The sequence below is a fragment of the Rhizobium sp. SG_E_25_P2 genome, assembly GCF_029892285.1.
Classification (GTDB): Bacteria; Pseudomonadota; Alphaproteobacteria; order Rhizobiales; family Rhizobiaceae; genus Rhizobium_E.
This window is the reverse complement of the sequence record NZ_JARXVM010000004.1, coordinates 20,594-44,590: the sequence shown is the minus strand read 5'-3', so window position 1 is coordinate 44,590 and position 23,997 is coordinate 20,594. Positions and strand designations below refer to the sequence as shown.

Genomic DNA, 23,997 nt, shown 5'->3' with positions numbered 1-23,997 from the left:
CTTGATTATGCGCCGGCTTCGGCCGGCCGAGATTTCGTTTGGTCGGCGGGCGCCGATGTTCGACGGCGCGCCGCCCAGCGGACGAGATCGGCGATCCGTCCGGTAAGGCCCTTGGGCATGAGAAGGATGGAGATGGTGATGATGAGGCCGAGGCCAAGCGTGCGGAATTCGCCGGCTTCGCGCATCAGTTCATCGGCCGCGACCAGCACGATCGTGCCGACGAGCGGTCCCCAGAAAGATCCGACGCCGCCGACCACGGCGATGGCGATGATGAACATCAGTTGCGATAAGGACAGGATGCCGGGCCCGATGGCCTGGAAATGCGCGGCGTAGAGGCCGCCGGCAAGGCCGGTGAAAAAGGCGGAAATGCCGAACACCAGCAATTGCGCCTGGAAGCGATTGACGCCGCGGGCCACTGCATAGGCCGGATTGTCCTTGAGCGCCCGAAACGCCAGCCCGATCGGGCTTTTCACCACCGCATAGGTGAAGGCCATGGTGGCGAAGAACAGGGCCGCGACGATGGCGTAATTGCCGACCAGCCAGTGCGCCCTGAGCAGCGCCCGCGTGCCGAGATCGCCGAACCGGGCGAAGCCCACCGCCCCGCCGGTAAACTGCCGGCAGGTGGAGCCGACCATGACGAAGCATTCCGTGTCGGTGACGATCAGCAGATACATGGTCTGGGCGATCGCCAGCGTCAGCAGCGCCACATAGACTCCGGTCAACCGCAGGCAGGCCAGGCCGACGACGAGCGAGAAGACAACAGCGCCGAGGGCGCCGGGTACAAGCGCGCCCCAGACATTCCAGCCGAAATAAAAGCAGAGCATGGCGGTGGCATAGCCGCCGAAGGCGAAGATGGCCATTTGCGCCAGCGAGAAGACGCCCGCAAAGCCGAACAGCAAATTCCATTGCGAGGCGATGATGGCATAGAAAAGGGCGAGAATGACCTGCCCCATCACATAGCGGCTGTCGACGAGGAAAGGCAGCGCCACAGCCGCGATCACGAGAAGCAAGGCAATCAACAGATCGGCGCGGGCGGAGTTCGATAAACGCGTCATCCTAAATTCCCCGAAAATGTGAGGTTGCTGGTCATGGCCAAACTAAAGCCTCCGGATCTGGGCGCGTCCGAACAGTCCGGAGGGACGCCAGATCAGCACCGCGATCACCACGAAGAGCAGCGAGGGAAAGCCCCAGCGCGCGCCAGCGGCGTATTGAACAAAGGCTTCCAGGAGCGCCAGGCCGAAAGACGCCGCGACTGCGCCGGGGAGATTGCCGAGCCCGGCGATCACGCACATGATAAAGGCCTTGAGCATCGGGTCATTACCAAGCGGCGGCGAAAGCTGCGTCATTGAACTGACCATCACGCCGCACAGCGCAGCGACCGCCCCTGAGATCATCAGCACCAGAAGATAGACGCGATCGACGGCAACCCCCATCAGCCTGGCGGCGTCCCTATTCTGCGCAGTCGCGCGGATGGCGCGGCCGAGCCTGGTGTGATTGAGAGCGAGCGCGATCACCCCCATGGCGACGAGGGAGACGACGATGATCAGCATATTCTGATAGGGCATGTTCAAAGCGCCCCACCGCAGCGATCCCGAAAGAGACAGCGGCTGCTTGAGCGGCTGGCCGCCATAGATCATCAGGATCGCGTTCTCCAAGGCGATGCCGACGCCCACCGTGGCGATCATCACATTGGATTCAAACTCGGCCTTTCCGGCTTTCAGCAGGAACCGCACCAGCAGGAAATAAAGCGCGGCGCCGGCTATGCCCCCCGCGACAATCGCTGCGGCAAGGCCGAGCGCAGGCGGCAGTCCAAGGCTGGAAACCACGGAAAAGGCAGCATAGCCGCCGAGCGTCAGCAGCGCCGCATGCGCCATGTTCAGCATGCCCATCGAGCCCCAGACCAGCGACAGGCCTATGGTGGCCAGCGCATACAGTGCGCCTGAGGTCAGGCCGGCAACGAGAACAGACAAGAGAATGTCGACCACGGTCAGCCTCCCAGATAGGTTGCGAGAAGTTCTTCGCGTTCGAGCAATTCCGCTGGCGGCCCCGACCAGACGATTTCGCCGTCGTCGAGCAGATGCAGACGGTCGGCGAGATCCGCAACGCGGGCCGGGTTCTCCTCCACCAGAAGCACGGTGCGACCCGATTTGCTGAGGCGCGAAATCACCTCGTAGATCTGCTCGATGATCAGCGGCGCGAGACCGAGCGAGGGCTCGTCGATCAACATCAATTCGCCGCCCATCATCAGACCGCGACCGATGCCGACCATGCGCCGCTCGCCGCCCGAAAGCGTGGAGGCCAATTGCCGTCGCCGCTCGCGAAGTTTTGGGAGAAGCTCGAAAACCTCCTCCAGCCTGCGGTTGGTCTCAGCGCGGCCCGGCGAAAGATAAGCGCCCATCAACAGGTTCTCGATGACGCTCATTTCCGGAAACAGCATGTCGCCTTGTGGAACATGCGCCACGCCCAATGCGGCAATGCGGCTCGCCTCGCCGGGAAGCGGCGCGCCGTTCAGCTCGATCGAACCGCCGCGCAGCGGCACGAGACCGGAAATGGTCTTGAGCAGCGTGGATTTGCCATGGCCATTGGGACCGACAACGGTGACGAATTCGCCGCGCCTGATCTCAAATCCGACGCCTTTCAGCACCGTGACGCCATCATAGCCGGACCTGACATTGTCGAGATGCAACAAGGGGGCAGCCGTCATGCCTGAACCTCCGCAGGCGTCGCATCGAAATACTTCTTCAGACGCGCTCTGGCGCCCTGTCCCAGATAAGTCTCGACAACGGTTTCGTCGTCGGCCACCTGGCTGGGAAGCCCTTCGAAGATCAGTTTGCCATGATGCATGATGACGACGCGGGTCGACAAAGCGAGGAGAAAGCGCATGACATGCTCGATGAGCACGATGGTCATGCCGGTTTCGCGCATGCGCAGGACAAGCCCGATGATCAGATCGATCTCGGAGGCATTCAATCCGCCCACGGGTTCATCGAGAAAAAGAATCTTGGGTTTGGTGGCCATGGCCCCGGCGATCATCAGCAGTTTCCGGTCGAGAACCGGAAGCAGCCCGACCTTCTCGTCCGCCTTGTCCGCCAGTCCCACGAAATCCAGCGCTTCGTCCGTGACGGCGCGCGCGGCGCGCCCCAGCCGAAACCCCGGAAAACGTCGCTGTTGCCGTCCGAAATAGGCGGCCACCTCGACATTTTCGCGGACCGTCAGGCTTTCAAACGCCGCATTCAACTGGAAGGTCCGGGCCATGCCCATCTGGCACAGGCGATCGGCATCTAGTTGCGACACGTCGGCGCCTTCGAACAGGACCTGCCCCGACGTCGCCGGCGTGACGCCGGTTACGACGTCGAAAAAGGTGGTCTTGCCCGCGCCATTCGGACCGCCGATCCCGACGACCTCCCCGGCGGCGACGGTGAGAGACACCCCATCGACGGCCGCCAGGGAACCGTAGCGTTTCACGATCGTGTCGCAGGCAAGCAGAGCGGTTCGCTCAGCCATGATTTCACTCCACTAACGCTTCGTCGAGATCCGATGCAAAAACCGGACCCGCTTGAGAACGAGGCTGGTGCGCCGCCCGAAGGCGGCGCTTCGGCTCACTTGATCCAGGGTGGAAGAAGGAAGCTGTCGGTGGCGTAAAGCGGAGGCGAAATCAGTTTGGGATCGGTCTTGTAATCCTGATGCTGCAGGAACTGGTGCGGCATGCCCAGCGAGGGGTCAGCCACCTGCGTCGGATAGCAATAGGAGGACTGGCCGGCGGGATCGGCGCGATAGGTGCCGTTGACGCCGCGATAGACCAGCCTGCGCATGGCGCCCGCGACCTTTTTCGTCTGCTCCTTGTTGAAGGGTTCGCTGGGGCCGCCGGCAATGGCGGCGGACAGAGCCCACATCCAAAGGCCGTCATAGGTCTGCGACCCCGTGATATAGGCGGCGCTGGGACCGAACTTCTTGCGATAAGTTTCGCGATAGGGCTTGGAGAACTCGTCCGGCAGGCAACCGATCACCGTCGAATAGATGACTCCGTTGACAGCCTCGCCGCCGATCTCCCGGAAGGCAGGCAGCGACGGTCCATATTGCATATAGATCAGGCTGTTGGTCGGCTCGGTGAGAAACTGCGTCATGAACTGCGCGAGATCCTGCGGCAGGAAATGCGTGACGATGATCGCAGCCGGCGGATCCTGGCGGATTTTCGCAAGCGTCGGTCCCCATTGATTGGTTGGAAACGGCACCGTCTCAAACAGGCTGACCTCGAAGCCGAATTCCTTGGCCTTGTCGCGAATGGCGTTGGCGATCACGATGGAATATTCGTTGGCCGAGGGGATGATGGCGATCTTCTTGTTCGGAGCCTTCCACTTGCCGTCGTCGGCAAGCGTCTTCAGGAAGTTCAGGCAGCCCGGACCATACCAATATTCCGGCGGATCGCCCTGGAACGAGCCATAATAGCGCTCGGGATCCGTCTTGAACTTCTCGTTATGCGAGATCAGCGTGTTGTAGTGCATCATGATGACGTCGTTGTCGGCGGCGACGTCCATCTCGATCATGTTGGTGCCGAGATTGTAACCATTGATGATCAGCGGCGCGGAATGCCGGTCGATGAGGCGCTGCATGGCCTGGCTGACCAGGTCTGCGCCCATTTCCTTGGTGTCTTCGACATGCAGTTCGAGCGGACGTCCCAGTACGCCGCCGGCTGCGTTGATTTCCTCGATGGCGAGATCGAGACCGTTCTTGAACTCGATGCCGTCAGCCGCAGCGATGCCAGACATCGGCAAAGCTGAGCCGATGGCGATGGGCTCACCTTCTGCGGCGCGCGCCTCGCTGTTCATGTCTGCGAGCAGCGCTGCGCCAGCAGCGCCGGCGCCCATGAAACCCTGGAGAACTGATCGTCTATTCATCATGCTTGTTACCCCTCTTTTTTTGAATTTGGTTGTCTCAGATGAATGGATGCGAGAAGGCGTTTGGCGTCAGCGCACCTCCTCAAGAGCGGAAAGGAATGACAGAACAGCAGCGTCTGCGCCGCGCGCGCCGACCACCTGCAAAGCGACAGGCAACCCGGCGCTGGTAAGACCGATCGGCGTCACCGCCGCCGGTTGCTGCGTGAGATTGATGGGAAAGCTGAAACTCGCCCATTCGGTCCACCGCGACAGGCCGGAGCCAGCGGGAACTTCGAGGCCGGCGTCGAAGGCGGGAACCGTGACGCCGGGAGACAGGATGAAATCGAATTTTTCGAGCGCCTGATCCATCAGCGCGCCGAATTCGGCGCGACGCACCTGGGCGGCGACGAGCGCGCGCGCATCCATACGGGCCCCCTGCTCGGCAATGTCGAGAAAGCCGGGATCAATGTCGCGCCGTTCCCCTTCCGGGATCAGCGCCAGCCTCGCGGCCGCGCCTGTGAACCAATGGTGATGAAAAAGATCGAGCAGATCAACGCTCGGAAGGTCGAAGGGCTCGACGACGGCGCCCAGTTCGACCAGGAGCTCGACCGTTTTATCGACGATGGCGCCGACCTCCAGATCAAGCTGCCCAGCCGGCGGTTTGGTCCAGTATCCGATCCTCAAACCCTTGAGGGCGATCGGGCGGCGTTCGATCTCGGGAAGCTGTCCCACGCCCTGGCTCCAGTCGCGCAGATCCCGGCCCGACATGACCTCCAGCATCGCCAGAGCGTCCGACGCGGTGCGCGTCATCGGCCCGATATGGGCGACCGTGCCAAAGGCGCTGGCTGGATAGGCGGGAACGCGAGAAAAGGTCGGCTTCAGGCCCGTGACGCCGCAAAAGGCGGAGGGAATGCGGATAGACCCGCCGCCATCGGTGCCCAAATGGAAGACCCCTGCCCCCACGGCCGCCGCGACTGCGGCGCCGCCGGATGAGCCGCCTGACGTCTTGGTCGGATCATAGGGGTTGCGGGTGACGCCGCAGGCCTTGCTGTCGGTCACGGCTTTCCAGCCGAATTCGGGCGTCGTCGTCTGCGCGATGAACACCGCGCCGGCGTCGCGAAGCCGCGTCACCGACGGCGCGTCCTGTTCGTAAGGTTTTGCGGAGGTGACGGCGCTGCCGTAGCGGACCACCCAATCCCTGACCCAGACGATATCCTTGAGGGTGGTGGGCGCGCCATCGCTTTCGGACAGCGGTTCGCCGCGCAGCCAACGCTCTTCCGACTGCCGTGCTGCGCGCAAAGCGCCTTCGTGATCGATGAAGGTGAAGGCGTTGAGAGCAGGGTTGGTTTCTTCGGCGCGACGCAGGCAGGCTGCGGCCACCTCAACGGGAGACAGATCTTTCCGGCGGTAAGCGGAGGCGAGGCTTTCCGCGCCCATGAGGCACAGATCGTCTCCTTCACGCTCAGGCAATTTCACTGACTGCATGCGGGATACCTTGACCGAGTTGGACTGGTCCGCGGCCGCCGGCTGGCTTTGGAATAGAGACAGTCTGCATACTTTCCTGAAATGCATAAACTGTATAATATCAGAGAATATAATCTATTTTATGTAAGGTGCATTCTGTGAATCTCACCATTCGACAGTTGCGTTACGTCAGCGAAGTCGCCCGGCTCGGAAGCGTGCAAGCCGCATCGAAAGCATTGAACATTTCGCAATCCTCTATCCTCGCGGCCATTTCAATCGCCGAGGCCGAGTTGGGATCCAAGATCTTCGACCGCAAGCCGGCGCGCGGCGTGGTGGTGACACCCTCGGGTGAACGCTATATCCAGGCGGCACGGGTCATGCTGGGCGCGGCAACCGAATTTGGTCGGGCCGTGGGCGATCTCAGCGGGCGCGTGCCGCGCGCGATCCGGATTGGCTGTTTCGAGCCATTCGGCGCTCTCTTCATGCCAGAGATGCTGCGCGTCTATCTCGACGAGGTGGGCGACCAGGTCGACATCGTTCTGCAGGAAGGCGATCAGGTTCAAATGAAGGAATGGCTCGCCAGCGGCGAAGTCGACCTCGTTGTCCTCTACGACATTGGTCCCGATATCATCGGTTCGGTCACGCGCATCTGCAAAGTGCCCGCTCACGCGGTGATCAATTCCGACAGCCCCCTCGCTTCTCGGGAAGCTCTGTGGATTTCCGATCTCGCCGACCATCGCCTGGTGCTGCTCGACCTGCCCCAGACATCCACATATCTCCTCACATTGTTCGATGTGCTGGCGACGCGGCCCGAGGTCAAGTTCCGGACGCGCTCTTACGAAACCGTGCGTTCGGCGGTCGCCTCCAATCTCGGAATGTCCATCCTGAACATGCGTCCGATCGGTCGGGCCACGGCCGATGGCCCCGCGATCCTGAGAAAGCCGATACTCGACGACCTGCCGCCTCCCACATTGATCATCGCCGATATGTACGGATCGATGAAACCCCTATTCCTGAGGGTCTTCATCGACGTGTTCCGATCTTTTTTCCAGAAGCTCGGCCCGGAAAAATTCGCCGTCACCATAAAGGAAAAGCATAAGACGCTTCTCCTTTGACGGGGCGGCGTATCGGCTTTTCGCAACCCACAACAGGGCTTTGACCGGCGGCTCACGAACTTTGGCTACCGCCTTCCGTCCGGATCCCCACACCAAATATTCCATAAGGTTCGATTTCATGTTGCAATTCCAACATATATATTGTTGGATTTGCCACGAAGCGGATCATTGAGGCACTCAAATTGTTGTATGATGCAGATTTTCTCTCCCGGCTCGCCGAAGGCGTGAAAAGCTTGGCTCCGGTATGGGGCTATTCCAGGGAAGCGGATCTGCGCCTGCTGACAATCTCGGAAAACGCAACTTTTCTCGTCGAGGACAGCCAGGCGGGACGCAAGATCATCGTGCGCGTCCACAGGCCGGATTATCACAGCCGACAGGAAATCCTGTCTGAACTGGCCTGGATTGACGCCCTGCGCCAAGACGCTGTGGTCGAGACGCCGAGACCGATAACAGCCCTCGACGGCAGTCTGCTTCAGAGCTTTTCGGATGGAGCCACCCAACGTTACGCGGTGGCGTTCGACCATATGGCGGGCAAGGAGCCCGATGCGGAATCGGACCTGGTGAAATGGTACGGCGCGCTTGGCGAAATCAATGCGCGTCTGCATGTGCATAGCCGAGCCTGGATCCGTCCGGCTTCTTTCGCGCGCAAAATCTGGAATTTCGACCATATCATCGGGCCGCATGCCTATTGGGGAGACTGGCGTCAAGCGCTCGGGCTGACGCATGACGGCAAGGCGACACTGGAACGAACGGTGGCGCTGCTTGAACGACAGACATCGTCCTACGGCTACCAACCGGACCGCTTCGGCCTCGTTCATTGCGACATGCGGGCGGCGAACCTTCTGGTCGAAGGCGATCGGCTCGGCGTCATCGATTTCGACGATTGCGGCCTCTCCTGGTTTGCCTATGATTTCGCCGCGTCCATCAGCTTCATCGAGCATGAACCCTATGTGCCCGACTTGATGGCGGCCTGGCTGGAGGGCTACCGGCGCACAGCACCGTTCGACAAAGATCAGGAAGAAGCTCTTCCGATGCTCATCATGCTGCGCCGCATGCAGTTAACGGCCTGGATCGCTTCTCATGCCGAGACACCGACCGCCCAATCCATGGGGACCGCGTATACGGATGGCACGGTGGCGCTCGCAGAGCGATATCTTGCCGCACAAAGCTGAAGGACGACCATGAGCGTCGCGACCAAGGAAATACTCGATCTCAACCGTTTCGACGCGTCACGCGCGGAAGGCTTTCCGCCGGATCTCGCCGAACGCGTCGCACGCCGCCAAAAGAGCTTCGGCGCGTCCTCCGTGCTCTTCTATGAGCAACCCATCGAGATGGCGCGCGCCGAAGGCGCCTATCTCTACGACAAGGATGGACGCCGTTATCTCGACGTCTACAACAATGTGCCGTCGGTCGGGCATTGCCACCCGCGCGTGGTCGAGGCGATCAGCCGCCAGGTCGCCCAACTGAACATACACACACGCTATCTCAATCGCACCGTCGAAGCCTATACGGAAAACCTGCTGTCGCGCTTTCCAGTGGGACTCGACAATGCAGTGCTCACTTGCACCGGCAGCGAAAGCAATGATCTGGCCATGCGGATCGCCAGGATCGTGACGGGCGCGGAGGGCTTTATCGTCACCGAGACGGCCTATCACGGCAATACGGCGCTGGTGACGGAAATCTCGCCATCGTCGCTGCGCAAACGCAAGCCCGCTCCTTTTGTAGCCGTCATTCCCGCGCCTGCCGCACCCGCCGATGGCGACGTCGCAGACAGTTTCGCCGCGTCGGTGGATGCCGCGATCACAGCGCTTGCGGAGCGAGGAATCGGACTTGCTGCCCTTATCGTCGACACGATCTTCTCGAGCGACGGCATCTACGCGGATCCGCCAGGCTTTTTGACCAAAGCTGTCGGTCTGGTCCGACGCGCGGGCGGCCTGCTGATCGCGGACGAAGTGCAGCCTGGCTTCGGTCGCACCGGTGGCGGGCTCTGGGGCTTCGAACGCCACGGCCTAACGCCTGATATTGTGACCATGGGCAAGCCGATGGGCAATGGGTTCCCGATGGGCGGCGTGGTCACCCGTCCCGATTATCTGGAGCAATTCTGCGAGCAAACCGGCTATTTCAACACGTTCGGCGGAAATCCCGTGGCTGCTGCGGCGGGCAAGGCCGTGCTGGACGTGATCGACGACGAAGATCTGATCGGCCGCGCCCATGATGTCGGCGGCTATCTTCTCAATTCGCTCAGATCTCTGATGCAACGACATCCCTGTATCGGCGACATAAGAGGCGCGGGCCTGTTTCTCGGTCTCGATTTCGTCGAGCCGGTCCACGGCGCGCCTGACGCCGTATTCGCGACCCATGTTATCAATCAGTTGAAGCTGAACGGCATCCTGATCGGCGCCGCCGGAAAATTTGGCGCGACGCTGAAAATCCGTCCGCCGCTCTGTTTCGCCCGAAACGATGTCGATCTGTTCACAGCGACCCTCGACAACATCCTCGGGGGTCGCTGAGGAAGCTGGACTACTGCGGGAGGTCGGGCGCAGACTTGCCCGCCCCTCCCACTTTCTCAGCCCATCGCCTCGAGCGCGCCCAGCGATTCCGGCAGAATCTGACCTCCATCGACGACGATCGACTGCCCCGTAATATAGGCAGCCTCCTCTGACGCAAAAAACAGCGCTGCATTGGCGATATCCGCCGGCGTCCCCAGACGGCGCAACGGCACCGATGCCTCCATCGCCGCGATATAGTCCGGTCCGTTCCCTTCCAGCCCCTCGGTCATGATGTTGCCGGGCATCACCGCATTGACGGTGATGTTCTTCGGCGCAAGCTCGATGGCGGCGGTGCGCATGAAACCAAGCTGGCCAGCCTTGCTTGCCCCGTAATGCGCCCAACCGGGATATCCGGTGATCGGACCCGTGATCGACGAGGTGATGATAATTCGGCCAGAACCCGCGCGCGTCATAGCCGGCAGAACCGCCGAGACGCTCAGAAATGTGCTCTTGAGGTTGGTCGATATCACATGGTCGAAGTCGGCTGCGGTCATTTCACCGAGTCTTGCCGCAGGGAAAATTCCGGCATTGGCGCAAAGAACATCGATGCCGCCAAACCGGTCAATGGCAGCCTCGGCCATCAACCGGCATCCTTCTTCGGTGCTGACATCGGCCGCGAAGCCGGAGGCGTTGGCGCCAATGTCTTCAGCGACCGTGTCCGCATGGGACTGGCTGCGCGATACGACGAGAACGTTCAATCCCGCCTCGCCAAACCGGAGAGCGATACCCTTGCCAATTCCGCGACTGCCGCCGGTGACGATGACCGTTTTGCCTTGTAGTGACTTCAACATTTTCGCTCACTTTATTGTTGGAGTTTCAACCATTTCCTTTTGGCAATGCACCAATTTTCACCTTCAGCACAAAAGGTAGCCAAGCTTCCGGATGATTTTGCCCAAAAGAAATGCACATATATTGCAGATATTTAGCCAGAACATTCCCATCAATTGACGCGCCAGCCTCTTCCAAGAAAAAAATGCGCCTCCTTCGCGCAATGCACAATGAAGAACAAAATTCATGTTGTAAATCACACATTATTGCGACACACTTCCAACATCACTTTTCACGGGCCGGATCGATGGCCCCACGACAGGGGAACGACGATGATGAGCATTTCGAGACGAAACCTGATCCAGGCGATGGGCGCGGCGGCTTTTTCCGGGCCGCTTTTCAACGCAGCCAACGCCTTTGCGGCTCGGGAGAAGGAGTTGAACATCCTGTGCTGGGAAGGCTACAATTCCGCCCAAGTGCTCGATCCATTCCGCTCCAGCCAGACGGCCACGGTTAAGGCGGAAAGCCTCACCAATGATCCGACCATGATCAACCGCCTGCGCGCCGGCGAAACCAAGATTTGGGACCTGATCAACGTCAACAACCCCTGGGCGCGCAAGGTGATGGCGCCCGCCGGACTGATCAAGCCATTGCCGCGAGCAGAGTTCGAACCCTATTTCGACACCATGCTGCCGGAGTTCAAGGCGCCCTATCGATGGGCGATGAGCGATGACGGCAACGACCTTCTGGGCATGGCGCAGCGCTTCGGGCCCTATAGTTTCGTCGTCAATATGGACAAGGTCAGCAAAGCGACGGCGGAGGAACAAGGCTGGGATCTGTTCAACGATCCGGCGATCGCGGGAAAATACGGGATTCAGGAATCCGACGACTGGAATGTGTTCAACATCTTCCTGATCGCGGGGATCAACCCGTTCAAGTCCCACAGCGAAGACGAGTTCAAGCTTTTCTCGACCACAGCGGAGAAGGTGTTCAAAGGCGCCAAGATGGTGGGCGACATGGCCTCGCTGAACCAGGCCCTGGTATCCGGCGAAATCGATCTCTACATGACCGGCGGCACCTATTCCGTATCGCCCGCCCGAGCGGACGGCTATCCCAACCTGCGCGCGATCACCCCGCTGAAAGGGCCGATCGACGGCAAGGGCGGAATTTCGTGGATCGAAATCACCTCGACGGTCAACAATCCCAATCTGTCGCCGCTTGCCATCGAGTTTCTGAAATATGTGCAGGCGCCCGAGATCGCTCATACCGTCGCCTTTGCGGAAGGCACCTTCAATCCGGTCAGCCAGATGGGCAATCCGAAATGTTTCGAACTGTTCACCAAGGATGAGCTGGACGCCATTCAGTGGGACACGCTGGAAGAAGATATGGCGCGGTCAGCCGAATACGACATCGTGCCCGACTACGACAAGGCTCTCGAGTTGATGACCGCAGCCAAGCGCCTGCGCGGCTGAGCGCAACTCTGTTCGGAAAGTGCGAAAATGAGCCCAGCCATGATTTCATCGACATCGACTGACATGCCGCGCGAAACGGAGGCCCTCAAGCCGACGATTTCAGCGCCGGTGCTGCAATTGGTCGACGTGCGCAAGACATTCGGCGATTTCGCCGCAGTTGACGGCGTCAATGTCGATATCAAGGAGGGAGAATTCGTCACCATCGTCGGCCCGTCCGGTTCTGGGAAGACGACGCTTCTGCGCATGCTCGCCGGCATGGAGGCGCCGTCGAACGGCTATATCACTCTGCGGGGCGAACTGATCAACCATGTCCCCGCCGACAAGCGGCCGACATGCCTGGTCTTCCAGTCGCTCGCCCTGTTTCCGCACAAGACGGTTGGCGAAAATATCGAGTTCCCGCTCAAGGTGCGAAAGATGCCGCCGGCGGAACGCAAGGCGCGCGCGCTCGAACTGATGCGGATGGTCCGCCTGCCGGAGCATTACTATTCAAAGAATGTCATGCGCTGCTCGGGCGGAGAAAAGCAGCGTGTCGCCCTCGCCCGAGCCTTCGCCTATGATCCCGACGTGCTGTTCTTCGACGAACCGTTGTCGGCGCTCGACTACAAGCTCAAAAAAGTCCTGGAGAAAGAACTGAAGGACTTGCATCGCGAAAGCGGCAAAACATTTGTCTACATCACCCATTCGCTTGAGGAAGCGATGGTCATGTCTGATCGCGTTGGCGTCATGAGTCGCGGCCGCATCGTGCAGATCGGAACGCCGGAGGAAATATACACCCGTCCCGCCACGCGCTTCGTCGCGGAATTCTTCGGCGAAGTGAACAGTTTCGAGGTGCGGCGCAACCCTGGCGGCGACTGGTCCCTGGCGGATGGCGCGCCGATCGTCGTTACTCGGACGAGTGACGCCATCGGCGACAAGGCCACTGTTATTGTCCGGCCGGAAACCATGCGCTTCGTCACCGGTCCTTCCAGCGCGGACAATCTGATTTCAGGAAAAATCTACAACGAATATTCCCTGGGCTCACGCGTCCAGTATCAGGTCCATTCAGGCCAAAGGGTTTACCTGGTCGAGGTCACACGGGCGGCGTCCGCCGGTCTTTCGGCCGGCGATCTGGTGACGATCGGATGGGACGCCCGTGACGCGATCGTAGTGGGCGACTGAAATGACAGATGTCGCCTCCATCTCGGCCGGGCAAGAAAAGCCGAAACCGGTGTCACTCCCGGTCGGATTGCGCGCCGCCTTGCCGATCGCCACACTGCTCGGTCTCGGATTTCTGGCGCCGCTCCTGACCGTCGCCGCCTATGCTTTTGCAGCGCCGAAAAGCTTCGATGTGTTTCGGTCCTTCACACTCGCCAATTTCGCGGCCATCTTCGATCCCGCCAATACGGTTTGGATGTCCTTCGCCTGGTCGCTGGCCTATGCGCTGGTCACGGTCGCGCTGCTTGCCGTCATCGCCTATCCGATCGCCTATGGCTTGAACCGGCTGTTTGGCAAATGGTCGGGCCTGGTCAGTGTTTTCTTCGTCTTTCCGCTTTTTGTGTCCGAAAATGTCAGGCTTTACGGCTGGGTCCTGTTCTTCATCAAGAACGGCGTCCTCGACGGCGGCCTCAAATGGCTGGGTTTTTCTGGCGGGCCGGAAATTCTCTATACACCCGGCGCGATCCTGTTTGGCATGCTGTATGTCTATTTGCCGTTCATGCTGTTTCCGATGTCACTGGGGATCGCGATGATCCCGCGGGATCTGGTCGACGCCGCACGCGATCTCGGCGCGGGCCGGATCATGATCTGGCGGGAGATCGAGCTTCCGCTTGCGATGCCCGGAATCCTGATCGGCATGCTGTTGACCTTCGTGTTGGCGGCCGGCGCGATTGCGGAATTCAAGATTCTCGGCGGACAGTCAGTGATCCCGATTTCCCAGGATATCGAGGTCGCCTTCACCTATGCGCAGAATTGGCCGATGGGTTCAGCGCTGGCGCTGTTGCTCGTGGCCATTGTCAGCGGACTTGCGCTTTTCGTCCTGTCAAAACTCGATCTCGATCGCATTCTCGGAAGAAAGTAAGGCGCATGGAAACCCGCTCGCAGATCCGCACGCGCGCCTTTATCAAGCTCTGGACCGCGTTTGTGATCACCGCGATTTATTTGCCCATTGTTTGCGGCGCCATGGCAGGCTTGTCGAAAGGCCGCTACTTCGGCTTCCCAATCCGCGTCATCTCGACCGAATGGTGGGCGAAGACCCTGTCTTCGCTCGAAATTCAGGCTCTCGTTCAAAATTCCCTGCTGATTGCTTTCATCGTGACGCTGGCGTCTGTGGTCCTCGCCTTCTTCGGCGCGCTGGCCTTCGCGCGCTATGACTGGAAAGGACGCAAGCTTTTCCAGAAGGCGATCTTGTTGCCGGTCTTCTTCCCGCAGCCCGTATTGGGACTGGCCCTGTTGCTATGGTTCAACGCGCTCGGCATCAATCCGAGCTGGCAGACGGCCGTCATCGCGCATCTCGTCTGGATCGCGCCAGTGGTGACGCTCGTAATCGCCATCCAGGTTTACTCTTTCGATCCCACTCTCGAAGAGGCGGCCCGAGATCTCGGCGCAAGCCGCTGGTTCATTCTTCGCGAGATCACGCTCCCAATTCTGTGGCCAGGGATCTGGTCGGGAGCCCTGTTCGCCTTCCTGTTGTCGTGGGGCAACTTTCCACTGTCCCTCTATACAGCCGGCGTCGATTCCACGATTCCGAAATGGCTCTATTCGAAAATGGTCGCCGGCTACTCCCCGATGGTGCCGGCGCTCGGCACGATGAGCACCTTGTCGGCCGCGACTTTGCTGCTGGCGGGGGGGCTGGCGATTGCGATCCTGCGCCGGAGACGATCCGAAACCTGATCGGAACAAATTGCGGCGACGCCACGTGCGAAGCCAAGGCCTTGCAAAACTCCGCGCTCTCTGGCCGCTGCGCCAGAAATCTCCGGGCTTTCCGCGAAGACTTTGCAATGCGTGCAAATAAAGAAAAGCGCCCAAGACAGAGACTTGCCGCAAGGAGACCTTCCTGACAGAACATCGTCCATGACCGCGCCGATAATCACCCTTGCAGAGCGGGTTCTCTCCGTTCGTTTTTCCGACAGGCAGCGCATGCTGAGTTGGTCCCTGACCCGACCGGGCGCTGTGACGACGCACACCGTCGCCTGGCTCAAGGTCGACGACGCCGACCTACCGATCGACGTCAACCCCGCGACCGTGCTGCGAAAACGGCTCGAAGCGGCCGGCCACGCCGACGCCGTGCAATTGATGACATCGCGGGACGTGCGCAAACACCATCAGGCGCGACATGCCTTTGGCGCCGCAAAGGCCTTTTGCCTCGCGACCGTCGGTCTGGCCAATGCGGGGCGTGTCGGCGCGGCCCAAAGGAGCCATGAGCAGGCCGGCACGATCAACCTGGTCGCGCAAATCGACCAAGCGCTCGATGACGCCGGATTGCTCGAAGCCATGTCCATCGCCGCCCAGGCGCGCACCGCAGCGGTTATCGATCTCGGCTTGAAGAGGGATGGACTGCTGGTGACGGGAACCGGCACGGACTGTATTGTGGTCGCCTGCCCCTCCGTTGGCCCAAGACAGACCTATGCGGGGCTCCACACCGATATCGGTCGCGCGATCGGCGCGGTGGTTTATGATGCGGTACTGGCTGGCGGACAGGAATGGGTGGCCGAGAACATCGGCAAATGGCAGGCGGGCGATCAACAATGAAAAAACCAAAAACTATCCGCCAGGATCGTATCCTCACCGAACTCAACCAGGCCCCGAGCTTGCGCGTCGCCGAACTTGCGCGCCGCCTCGACGTTTCGACGGAAACCATTCGTCGCGATCTGGACGAGTTAACCGAACAGGGATTGCTCAACCGCACCTATGGCGGCGCCGTGCGCTCGCTGTCGACAGAACCCGCAGTCGCCGAACGCCACACGCTGTTCGTCGCCGAACGCGAAAGGATTGCGCGGGCCGCCGTTCAAATCATCAAAGGCGCTCAGGTGCTGATGATCGGCTCTGGCGCGACGACAGTGCATACGGCCAGACGCATCGCAGTGGACATGAAGAACATCACCGTTTTGACCCATTCCTTCGGCGTCGCCACTGTTCTCGCCATCAATCCCACTATTAAAGTGGTGATGTCGCCCGGCAATTACCATGCCGCAGAGGGAGCGACGGTAGGGGCTTACGCGGTCTCATTTCTCAATGGCTTCTATGCGGACTTCGCCATTCTCGGCGCCAGCGGGTTGGGACCGGACGGCCCCTCGGACGCCCTGCTGGAATGTGGGGCGGTTTATACCGCCATGGTGTCGCGCGCTGCCCGCACACTGGTCGTGGCAGACCACTCGAAGCAGGATCGCTTGTTTCCGGCCCGCTATGCGCCGTGGCGCGATATCGACGAAGTCGTTACCGACCAGCAGCCCGGAGAGGCCTTGCAGGAGAGTCTGCGGTTGGGCGGCGTCAAATTGACGGTGTGTTGAAAGGCGATAAGCCGAGAGCGCCAGTCATCGGCGACGCGTCGATGTAGTCACATCCGTCGACGACGGCGCTTGAATGATACGGCGTGGCGCCGTTCGTTCTCGCGGAAACCTAGAATCGCGCCCATTTCCGCAAGGCGTCATCGACGGGCGGAACTTCGCATGCGCAATCCGCGCGTGCTGCCAGCATGTTGGAACGCCGATCTCAAACACGCAGCGCAGCGCCATCGCAAGGATGCGCCAGCAGTTCCTCAAGTTCCGCATCGAGATGCAACACGGAAATCGAGGCCCCGACCATATCGATCGAGGTGCAGTAATGGCCGATCCAGTTCACCGCGATGGACACCTGTTTGGCAGACAGGCGCTCTTCGATGCGGCGATGGAGGATGTAGAGCTCCATCAGCGGCGTCGCGCCGAAGGAATTGACCAGCACGGCGACGCGATCGCCTGAGCCGGGCTTCATTTCGGCGAAAATCTTGTCCATCACCATGTCAACGATGTCATCGGCCGACTTCAGCTTCTCGCGCATCACGCCGGGTTCGCCATGGATCCCCATGCCGATTTCCATCTCGTCCGCGCCGATTTCGAAATTATAGCGCCGGGTTTGCGGAAGCGAACAGGGCTCAAGCGCGACCCCCAGCGTGAAAGTGCGTTGATTGGAACGCCGGGTAATCGCGGCGCAGGCGTCGAGATCCATGCCGCGATCGGCGGCGGCGCCCGCAACCTTGAAGGCAAAGAGATTTCCGGCCACGCCGCGGCGGCCCTCGCGATCCTCCACATTGGCGGAGGCGATGTCGTCGGTGGTGATGACGGTGCGGACGGGGACGCCATGCTCGGCCGCCATTTCGGCGGCCATGTCGAAATTCATGACGTCGCCATGGTAGTTGCCATAGACGAACAGAACGCCCGCGCCGCCATCGACTGCCTTGACGCATTCGAAAATGGGGTCCGGAGGCGGCGACGAGAACACGTTTCCGACCGCCACCGCATCGGCGAGCCCCCTGCCGACATAGCCGAAAAAGCAGGGTTCGTGGCCCGATCCACCGCCGATCACGATGCCTACCTTGCCCGGGCGCGGCCCCTCGCGCGCGATCAGCGCGCGCGGATAGTCGAGCAGCGGGCGCAGATGCCGGGCATGCGCGCTGATTGCGCCCGCGACCATTTCATCGATCACGTCCTGCGGATCGTTGATGAATTTCTTGACCTTGTCACGGCGCGACGAGTCATGACCCGTCTCGATCCGTTGGCGAGGCGCGATTTTGGAGTCGATATCGGTCACGCCGTCGGCGCGCAGAATTCCCCGGGCCGTCACCGCATCGGTGATCAGGACGGTAACGAGTTGGCCCCGCAAGGCGCCGAGGATCGCCGGCACCTTGTCAGCCCCGCCTGCCACCCCAATCCGGGCAGGAATGGATTTGAGCTGATCGAAGGAGACGCCGATAACCCTCTCGTCCAGCGGACCGGCGACGCGACGACCCCGCTCGTCGATGAAATGACCCGCCACAACCCCGATCGCCTTGTTGCCGAGATAATGCTGGAGCGCGCCGGGAGCGTCGAGAAGTCCGCTTTGATGCACGGTGGAATTCGGACGCAGCGAGGCGATGGAGAAAATGGCCTTGTTGACGGTGGAGAGCCGGGCCAGTTGCTGGCTCAGTAAGGTCTCCTCCTCTAGCAATCGACGAACCTCCGCCGAGGAGACGAGAATGGGGGCGAGGATATTTTCGCACCGGCCGCCCACGGCGGCGGCAAACGTCCAGGCGCATTGCTGCGGCGTCGAGTTCAAGGTCGAGGCGGTGCCGCCCGTCGCCTGATAGACCGTGACGTCTTGAAGCCCCGAGAGTTTTAATCGCTCGCCGACCGCCAGTACGGTACGCCCCCAGACGACCGCCAGACGATCCCCGGATCGGATGATTTTTTCGAGCGCCTGAGCGCCGACCGCGCCGAGACGGTCGATCAGGGCATCTCCATCATCGCGCGTCGGGGCGACAATGCAGTCATGCAGCCCGAAATGCCGCTTGAGTTCCTGGGCGAGATGCAGGGAGGCCAGCTGTGCGGGATCAAGACTGATCTGGATGATGCCACGCTCCCGCGCATCGGCGAGGTAGGCGTTGACCGTCGCGCGCGAGATGCCCATCGTGGCCGCGATGTCGCCTTGGGTCAGCCCTTCCTCGTAATAGAGCCAGCAAGCCCAGATATAGGGATCGGCCCCGAAGCGGAGCGGAATGTCCATTGCTGTTGAGGCGCTACTCTCGGTCGGCTTTTCCCTGGCCATATATATGTCCGTTTATCTTTGACGCCCCTTTGCCCTGCCCGCCATCAAGGCTCTATTCCCAGTAGCAGGCCGAAAAGAACCGCGCCCGCCCCACGCTTGCACGGCAAGCCTATGCGTGGAAACGCAGCCTGATGGAAGCCCCTGCAAGGACGGCGCGGTCCTATCGATCGAGAAATTCGCAAATTTCAGCCACGATGATGGCCGCCGAAGCCGCGCCCGGATCGACATGACCGAGGGAGCGCTCCCCAAGACGCGAGGACCTCCCTTTGCTCGCAACCATCGCCTTCGTCGCTTCCGCGCCATCCTCCGCCGCCTTGCGCGCCGCCGACAGCGCTTCGGTGACCGGCTTCGCCGCCTCGCGCGCCTGCGCCACCGCAATGGCGGCCGGCTTCCAGGCGTCGATCATCGTTTTGTCGCCCAGTTCGGCCTTGCCGCGTTCCTCGATGCCGCGCGCCATCGCCTCGATCATCGACGCCGCCTCTTCAAGCGTCAACGCATCCTTGCCCTTGTAGGCCGCGCCGGCGCGCAGAAAGGCCGTCGCGTAAAGCGGTCCGGAGGAGGCGCCAACCGCGTTCAGAAAGGATTTCGCGGCAGTGTTGAACACATCGGTCGGCGTCGCCGCGTCGACGGCGAGCGTATCAAGCGCCTTGACGATCGCGCCGAAGCCCTGCTCCATGGCGATGCCGTGATCGGCGTCGCCGATATGGCCGTCGAGCTCGCAAAGATGATTTCGCTCGCCTTCGATGCGGGCCGAAATCTTGCGGAACATGGCTTTGAAATCCGCGGCGGTCAGTTGCATCATGCACTCCTCACTTCACCTGAAACATCGCGCAGTCGCAGGGCTGGTCCAGCATTTCCGTCAGTTCGGCATCAAGATGCAGAACCGTCACCGAAGCGCCCGCCATTTCCAGCGATGTGCAATAGGGTCCGACCCAGGTCTTGTAGACTTCTAGTCCGGCCTCGGCGAGCCGCTGGCTGACCCGCCGGTTCATGATATAAAGCTCCATCAACGGCGTCGAGCCGAGCGAATTGATCAGCACCGCGACTTTTTCACCTGAAGCAGCGCCCATTTCCGCAAGAATGCGGTCCATGATGGCGTCAACGATGACATCTGCGCTTGCGAGCGTTTCGCGGGAAATGCCGGGCTCGCCATGGATGCCCATGCCCACTTCCATTTCGTCGTCGCCTATGGAGAAATTCCATTTCCGCGTCTGCGGCAGCGAGCAGGGCGACAGCGCCACCCCCATGGTGAAGGTGCAGTCATTGGCTTTTCGCGCGATGCGCTCGCATTCGTCCAGCGATAGCATCTTGTCGGCTGCAGCGCCGGCAAGCTTGAAGATGAAGAAATTTCCGGCGACGCCCCTGCGCTTTTCGCGTTGATCGCGCGGCGCCGAGGCGATGTCGTCGGTGGTCAGCACCGTGCGCACCTCGATATCGTCGAGCGCCATCATTTCGGCAGCCATGTCGAAATTCATGACATCGCCGGCGTAGTTGCCATAGAGGTAAATCACGCCGGCGCCGCCATCGATCGCGCGGGTGCAAGCCATGATCGGGTCCGGCGGCGGCGAAGCGAAGACATTGCCAACCGCGCAGGCGTCGGCCAGCCCCTTGCCCACGAAGCCAAGAAACGTGGGCTCATGGCCCGATCCGCCGCCGATGAGGATGCCGACCTTGCCCTTGCGCGGTGCCTGGCGCGCAACGATGGCGCGTCGGTTATCCTCGGCGCAGGTCAGGATCTCGGGATGGGCGGCCAGAATGCCGTCCACCATTTCATCGACCGCGTTCGCGCCGTCATTGATGATCTTCTTGGTCTGCATGGGAGCCCCCTTCACGCTACCGGCCGCTGCGGACCGGCTGAGTTTTCATGAAATCCATCACCTGGTCGAAGGAACGGATGCCAGCGTCCGAGCCGAGCCCGGTGGCCACCAGCGCCGCCGAGGCCTGGGCGAAGGATAGCCGCGTCTCCAGATCCATGCCGTGATGCAACGCCACGACATAGCCCGCGTCGAAGGCGTCGCCGCAGCCGGTGGTGTCGACGACATCGATCGCATAGGCCGGACGCGTCAGCCGGGCGCCCGCCTGATCGGCATAGAAGGCGCCGTCTCCGCCAAGGGTGAAGACGCAGGCGTTCACGCCCTTGTCGAGAAAGAAGCGCGCGGCGTCTTCGACCGTATTCTGGCCCGACATGGCGCAGGCTTCTTCGATCGACGGCATGAAATAGTCGATATAGGGCAGAAGCGGCTCGACCACCGCAATCGTCGCGGCATTGGCGGCGATGAGATCGAAAGTCGTGGTCCGGCCGCGCTTCTTGGCTTCGGCGAGCAGCTTTCGGCTGGGCTCGCCATCCAGCTTGCGCAACAGGCCGGTGCCGCCGAGATGGATGATCGGCGGCGCCAGCACCGTGTCATACGCGCTTTCGGGCACGTCGAAATGATCGGAGGCGCCGCGTTGGTGAAGGGCCGGCCGCTCGCCGTTGCGGCGGACATTGAGGATGGTCGCCGAGGATGGGACGCTGGACAGCCGCTGCATGCCGCCGATGTCGATCCCGAATTTCTCCATGGTCGCCAGCATGAAATCGGCTTTCTCGTCGTCGCCGACAGCGCCGACCGCCAGGCAGTTTAGGCCCATCTTGGCGATGTCGACAACGGTTCCCCCGGCCGTGCCGGCGACCGTCAGCCTGATTTCATCGATGAAATCGACCTGCCCGCCCGGCGGGATAGCGTCGACGGGACGCCCGAGAATATCCAGAATATAAAGGCCTATGACCGACACATCATGCATGTTGCTTCCTCCTCTCGGGCGACGCTTCGAACCGGCGCCGTTTTGCCCTCATTGTCATGCTGCATAGCCTGGCAGGGCGCCGACCCGCACTCCGTCCCTGTAAAGGCTCATATGAACAGGATCGACATGCAGATGGGCGGTCGCGCCGCGCCCGAAATCAGGGCGTCCGTCGGTCTTGGCCTTGACCGTCACGCCCCCGACATCGAGGGTGACGATGAACCGTCCGGCGATCGTCACATTCATGTCGCGGATCACCGCCGGCACGCTGCCGGCTTTCGGCTCCCCCGACAGGGTCACATGCTCGGGCCGGACGCCGATCCGAAGTTCGCCATCGATTGGTGCCGCCTCGCCGGCCTTGAGCGGGAGTGACGCCAGCGGCGTTTCCAACCACCCTCCCCTCACCCGCGCCGGCGGAAAATTCATGCCGGGATTGCCCAGGAACCAGCCGGCGAATTCGGTGGCGGGCGTCTCGTAAAGCTGAGCCGGCGCGTCATACTGGATGATCCGGCCATCGCGCATCAGGGCCACGCGATCCGCCAGCGTCATCGCTTCGGTCTGGTCATGGGTGACATAGACGATGGTTTGCCTGAGCCGCTGGGTCACGAGCTTGAACGCCCTGATCAGCAGAAGCTTGGCATGCACTTCGACATTGGTGGTGGGTTCATCAAACAGCACGATATCGGAGCGCCGCGCCACGGCCCGACCGACCGCGACCTTCTGCCGGCTGCCGGCGTCGAGATCGCCGATGAACAGCTTGCGCTTGTCGCGCATGTCGAGAATGTCGAGAACCTCGTCGATACGGCGGGTGCGCTCGGACGCCGACAGCGTCTTGTCCTGTTCGAGCGGCAGGGAGATATTCTCTTCCACCGACAAGGTCTGGTACATGACCGGATATTGAAAGACCATGCCGACATTGCGCTTGCGCGGCGGCAGCGAGCCCATATCGCGGTCGTCGAACAGGATGCGACCGGAGGTCGGCTTTTCCAGACCGACGATCATCCGCATGAGCGTCGTCTTGCCACAGCCGGACGGGCCGAGAAGGCAGGTCACCTGCCCATCGGCAAAGACGGCGTCCATGTCGCGGATGGCGGTGAAAGCGCCGAATTTTTTGGTCAGGTTCTCGATGACGATGCGGGCCATGGTCCTCTCCTCATGCAAGGGGCTGACAACGGCCGAGGAAGCGGCCGGAGTTTTTATCGAAGATCATCACGGCCTCGGCGCGGATGCCGATGCTGACGGCGCTGTCGATCTCGGGCGCGCGCTGGCCCGAAGCCGGATAGGCCGCAGTCAGCGACACGCCGGCGAGCTCCGCATAGAGAACGATTTCAGAGCCGAGATGTTCGACAATAGTCACCCTCCCCTCCCGACCGTCCGCCGCGCCCACGAGCACATGTTCGGGCCGCAAGCCGAGCAGAAGTTCTGATGTTGAGACGCCTGCGGGCAAGCCGAAGGAAAATCCGGCGAAATCGATGCGCCCGTCTCGCGCGACGCAATCGATCCGGTTGGCGCGCGGAAAGCCGACAATCTCCAGGCTGCGCGCCTGCTGCGGCTCGAGATAGAGATCGACGGCGGGCGCGTGTTCCACCAGTCGGCCAGCGTCGAGAACGGCGAGCGATTGGGCGAGCGTCAACGCTTCGAGCGAATCCGAGGTGGCGTAGAAGAATGTGGTGCGAAGCTCCGCGCAAAGCTGCTTGAGATCATCCATCAGCCGCTCGCGGAGCTTATAGTCGAGACCGACCAGCGGATCGTCGAGCACGAAGACCTTTGCGTCTCTCACAAGCCCGCGCGCGACAGCGACGCGCTGCTTTTCACCGCCCGAAAGCTGATCGGGCGTCTTCTTCATCAGATGCGTGATGGAGAGCATGCCGGCCGTCGCATCCACCTTGCGGGCGATCTCCTCGCGCGGCGCGCCCGAGAGATGAAGCGGATAGGCGATGTTGTCGTAGACATTGAGATGCGGATAGAGCGCGAAGCTTTGCGGCACATAGCCGACATTGCGCTCGGAAGGCGGCGCATGGGTGATGTCGCGGCCGCCGAGAAAGATGCGCCCCGCATCCACCTGCTCCAGCCCGACCAGCAGGCGAAACAGGGTGGATTTGCCGGACTTGGGCGGGCCGCAAACGACCGTGAAACTGCCTTCCTCGACCGCGAGCGTCACCTGGTCGATCGCGTATGCGCCGCGATAGGCCTTGCTGACGGACTGATACTCCACTGCATGCAT

At 61.3% G+C, this 23,997-nt stretch carries 23 protein-coding genes; 9 read left to right on the top strand and 14 right to left on the bottom strand.

All coding sequences use genetic code 11. From position 1 onward, the window contains the following. Positions 1-5 precede the first annotated feature (5 nt). The 6 genes from M2360_RS07725 to M2360_RS07700 form a co-directional block, all read right to left on the bottom strand. Positions 6-1,055: a branched-chain amino acid ABC transporter permease gene (locus M2360_RS07725; protein ID WP_280774154.1), complete on the bottom strand. Its 1,050-nt coding sequence runs from the start codon at positions 1,053-1,055 to the stop codon at positions 6-8. A gap of 42 nt (positions 1,056-1,097) precedes the next feature. After that, on the bottom strand, positions 1,098-1,985 hold the full coding sequence (locus M2360_RS07720) for a branched-chain amino acid ABC transporter permease (protein ID WP_280774153.1): 888 nt from the start codon (positions 1,983-1,985) through the stop codon (positions 1,098-1,100). Positions 1,986-1,987: 2 nt separating this feature from the next. Beyond that, positions 1,988-2,704 carry an ABC transporter ATP-binding protein gene (locus M2360_RS07715; protein ID WP_280774151.1) on the bottom strand — a complete coding sequence of 239 codons (717 nt, stop codon included), beginning with the start codon at positions 2,702-2,704 and terminating at the stop codon, positions 1,988-1,990. Continuing rightward, positions 2,701-3,504, bottom strand: a complete 804-nt coding sequence (locus tag M2360_RS07710; RefSeq protein WP_280774150.1) for an ABC transporter ATP-binding protein — start codon at positions 3,502-3,504, stop codon at positions 2,701-2,703. Before M2360_RS07710 ends, M2360_RS07715 begins: the two co-directional genes overlap by 4 nt. Positions 3,505-3,599: 95 nt before the next feature. After that, a complete protein-coding gene (locus tag M2360_RS07705; protein WP_280774148.1) occupies positions 3,600-4,898 on the bottom strand; it encodes an ABC transporter substrate-binding protein in 1,299 nt (432 codons plus the stop codon). A gap of 66 nt (positions 4,899-4,964) precedes the next feature. Then, complete coding sequence (locus tag M2360_RS07700) at positions 4,965-6,359, bottom strand: amidase (RefSeq protein WP_280774147.1); 1,395 nt, start codon at positions 6,357-6,359, stop codon at positions 4,965-4,967. 137 nt (positions 6,360-6,496) lie between these two features. Here M2360_RS07700 and M2360_RS07695 point away from each other — a divergent pair, with 137 nt between their 5' ends. The 3 genes from M2360_RS07695 (at position 6,497) to M2360_RS07685 (ending at position 9,963) form a co-directional block, all read left to right on the top strand. Next, a complete protein-coding gene (locus M2360_RS07695) occupies positions 6,497-7,453 on the top strand; it encodes a LysR family transcriptional regulator (protein ID WP_280774145.1) in 957 nt (318 codons plus the stop codon). 182 nt (positions 7,454-7,635) lie between these two features. Beyond that, positions 7,636-8,625: a phosphotransferase gene (locus M2360_RS07690; protein ID WP_280774144.1), complete on the top strand. Its 990-nt coding sequence runs from the start codon at positions 7,636-7,638 to the stop codon at positions 8,623-8,625. 9 nt (positions 8,626-8,634) lie between these two features. Beyond that, positions 8,635-9,963 carry an aspartate aminotransferase family protein gene (locus M2360_RS07685; RefSeq protein ID WP_280774142.1) on the top strand — a complete coding sequence of 443 codons (1,329 nt, stop codon included), beginning with the start codon at positions 8,635-8,637 and terminating at the stop codon, positions 9,961-9,963. A 56-nt stretch (positions 9,964-10,019) separates the two neighbouring features. Here the strand turns inward: M2360_RS07685 and fabG are convergent, their stop codons facing one another. After that, positions 10,020-10,793, bottom strand: a complete 774-nt coding sequence (gene fabG, locus M2360_RS07680) for a 3-oxoacyl-ACP reductase FabG (protein WP_280774141.1) — start codon at positions 10,791-10,793, stop codon at positions 10,020-10,022. A gap of 25 nt (positions 10,794-10,818) precedes the next feature. Beyond that, positions 10,819-10,968 carry a hypothetical protein gene (locus M2360_RS07675; RefSeq protein WP_280774139.1) on the bottom strand — a complete coding sequence of 50 codons (150 nt, stop codon included), beginning with the start codon at positions 10,966-10,968 and terminating at the stop codon, positions 10,819-10,821. A 134-nt stretch (positions 10,969-11,102) separates the two neighbouring features. On the opposite strand from M2360_RS07675, the gene M2360_RS07670 reads away from it, so the two are divergent. From M2360_RS07670 to M2360_RS07645, 6 genes are all read left to right on the top strand, one after another. Continuing rightward, positions 11,103-12,242 (top strand): PotD/PotF family extracellular solute-binding protein, encoded by a 1,140-nt coding sequence (locus tag M2360_RS07670; protein ID WP_280774138.1) that lies wholly within the window; start codon positions 11,103-11,105, stop codon positions 12,240-12,242. A 27-nt stretch (positions 12,243-12,269) separates the two neighbouring features. Next, on the top strand, positions 12,270-13,400 hold the full coding sequence (locus M2360_RS07665; RefSeq protein ID WP_280774137.1) for an ABC transporter ATP-binding protein: 1,131 nt from the start codon (positions 12,270-12,272) through the stop codon (positions 13,398-13,400). Position 13,401: 1 nt separating this feature from the next. After that, entirely contained in the window at positions 13,402-14,298 is an 897-nt protein-coding gene (locus tag M2360_RS07660) for an ABC transporter permease (protein WP_280774136.1), read from the top strand. A 5-nt stretch (positions 14,299-14,303) separates the two neighbouring features. Further along, positions 14,304-15,110 (top strand): ABC transporter permease, encoded by an 807-nt coding sequence (locus M2360_RS07655; RefSeq protein WP_280774134.1) that lies wholly within the window; start codon positions 14,304-14,306, stop codon positions 15,108-15,110. A 180-nt stretch (positions 15,111-15,290) separates the two neighbouring features. Then, positions 15,291-15,968, top strand: coding sequence for an adenosylcobinamide amidohydrolase (locus M2360_RS07650; RefSeq protein ID WP_280774133.1), 678 nt, complete (start codon positions 15,291-15,293; stop codon positions 15,966-15,968). After that, a complete protein-coding gene (locus tag M2360_RS07645; RefSeq protein WP_280774131.1) occupies positions 15,965-16,726 on the top strand; it encodes a DeoR/GlpR family DNA-binding transcription regulator in 762 nt (253 codons plus the stop codon). The genes M2360_RS07650 and M2360_RS07645 overlap by 4 nt, the downstream gene beginning before the upstream one ends. A 202-nt stretch (positions 16,727-16,928) precedes the next feature. Here M2360_RS07645 and M2360_RS07640 read toward each other — a convergent pair whose 3' ends face one another. The 6 genes from M2360_RS07640 to M2360_RS07615 form a co-directional block, all read right to left on the bottom strand. Further along, entirely contained in the window at positions 16,929-18,995 is a 2,067-nt protein-coding gene (locus M2360_RS07640; protein ID WP_280774130.1) for a bifunctional sugar-binding transcriptional regulator/dihydroxyacetone kinase subunit DhaK, read from the bottom strand. Positions 18,996-19,155: 160 nt separating this feature from the next. Then, a complete protein-coding gene (dhaL, locus tag M2360_RS07635; protein ID WP_280774128.1) occupies positions 19,156-19,794 on the bottom strand; it encodes a dihydroxyacetone kinase subunit DhaL in 639 nt (212 codons plus the stop codon). 10 nt (positions 19,795-19,804) lie between these two features. Next, positions 19,805-20,812 (bottom strand): dihydroxyacetone kinase subunit DhaK, encoded by a 1,008-nt coding sequence (locus M2360_RS07630; RefSeq protein WP_280774127.1) that lies wholly within the window; start codon positions 20,810-20,812, stop codon positions 19,805-19,807. 16 nt (positions 20,813-20,828) lie between these two features. After that, on the bottom strand, positions 20,829-21,776 hold the full coding sequence (locus M2360_RS07625) for a sugar kinase (protein WP_280774125.1): 948 nt from the start codon (positions 21,774-21,776) through the stop codon (positions 20,829-20,831). A 54-nt stretch (positions 21,777-21,830) separates the two neighbouring features. Continuing rightward, positions 21,831-22,916, bottom strand: a complete 1,086-nt coding sequence (locus M2360_RS07620) for an ABC transporter ATP-binding protein (protein ID WP_280774124.1) — start codon at positions 22,914-22,916, stop codon at positions 21,831-21,833. A 10-nt stretch (positions 22,917-22,926) separates the two neighbouring features. Continuing rightward, positions 22,927-23,997, bottom strand: a complete 1,071-nt coding sequence (locus M2360_RS07615) for an ABC transporter ATP-binding protein (protein ID WP_280774122.1) — start codon at positions 23,995-23,997, stop codon at positions 22,927-22,929.

What these genes read in the sequence shown, in the direction of transcription:
- M2360_RS07725 (WP_280774154.1), bottom strand. Translation starts at nt 1,055, where the DNA reads ATGACGCGTTTATCGAACTCCGCCCGCGCCGATCTGTTGATTGCCTTG.
- M2360_RS07715 (WP_280774151.1), bottom strand. Translation starts at nt 2,704, where the DNA reads ATGACGGCTGCCCCCTTGTTGCATCTCGACAATGTCAGGTCCGGCTAT.
- M2360_RS07710 (WP_280774150.1), bottom strand. Translation starts at nt 3,504, where the DNA reads ATGGCTGAGCGAACCGCTCTGCTTGCCTGCGACACGATCGTGAAACGC.
- M2360_RS07705 (WP_280774148.1), bottom strand. Translation starts at nt 4,898, where the DNA reads ATGATGAATAGACGATCAGTTCTCCAGGGTTTCATGGGCGCCGGCGCT.
- M2360_RS07700 (WP_280774147.1), bottom strand. Translation starts at nt 6,359, where the DNA reads ATGCAGTCAGTGAAATTGCCTGAGCGTGAAGGAGACGATCTGTGCCTC.
- M2360_RS07685 (WP_280774142.1), top strand. Translation starts at nt 8,635, where the DNA reads ATGAGCGTCGCGACCAAGGAAATACTCGATCTCAACCGTTTCGACGCG.
- fabG (WP_280774141.1), bottom strand. Translation starts at nt 10,793, where the DNA reads ATGTTGAAGTCACTACAAGGCAAAACGGTCATCGTCACCGGCGGCAGT.
- M2360_RS07670 (WP_280774138.1), top strand. Translation starts at nt 11,103, where the DNA reads ATGATGAGCATTTCGAGACGAAACCTGATCCAGGCGATGGGCGCGGCG.
- M2360_RS07665 (WP_280774137.1), top strand. Translation starts at nt 12,270, where the DNA reads ATGAGCCCAGCCATGATTTCATCGACATCGACTGACATGCCGCGCGAA.
- M2360_RS07660 (WP_280774136.1), top strand. Translation starts at nt 13,402, where the DNA reads ATGACAGATGTCGCCTCCATCTCGGCCGGGCAAGAAAAGCCGAAACCG.
- M2360_RS07655 (WP_280774134.1), top strand. Translation starts at nt 14,304, where the DNA reads ATGGAAACCCGCTCGCAGATCCGCACGCGCGCCTTTATCAAGCTCTGG.
- M2360_RS07650 (WP_280774133.1), top strand. Translation starts at nt 15,291, where the DNA reads ATGACCGCGCCGATAATCACCCTTGCAGAGCGGGTTCTCTCCGTTCGT.
- M2360_RS07645 (WP_280774131.1), top strand. Translation starts at nt 15,965, where the DNA reads ATGAAAAAACCAAAAACTATCCGCCAGGATCGTATCCTCACCGAACTC.
- M2360_RS07640 (WP_280774130.1), bottom strand. Translation starts at nt 18,995, where the DNA reads ATGGCCAGGGAAAAGCCGACCGAGAGTAGCGCCTCAACAGCAATGGAC.
- dhaL (WP_280774128.1), bottom strand. Translation starts at nt 19,794, where the DNA reads ATGCAACTGACCGCCGCGGATTTCAAAGCCATGTTCCGCAAGATTTCG.
- M2360_RS07630 (WP_280774127.1), bottom strand. Translation starts at nt 20,812, where the DNA reads ATGCAGACCAAGAAGATCATCAATGACGGCGCGAACGCGGTCGATGAA.
- M2360_RS07625 (WP_280774125.1), bottom strand. Translation starts at nt 21,776, where the DNA reads ATGCATGATGTGTCGGTCATAGGCCTTTATATTCTGGATATTCTCGGG.
- M2360_RS07620 (WP_280774124.1), bottom strand. Translation starts at nt 22,916, where the DNA reads ATGGCCCGCATCGTCATCGAGAACCTGACCAAAAAATTCGGCGCTTTC.
- M2360_RS07615 (WP_280774122.1), bottom strand. Translation starts at nt 23,997, where the DNA reads ATGCATGCAGTGGAGTATCAGTCCGTCAGCAAGGCCTATCGCGGCGCA.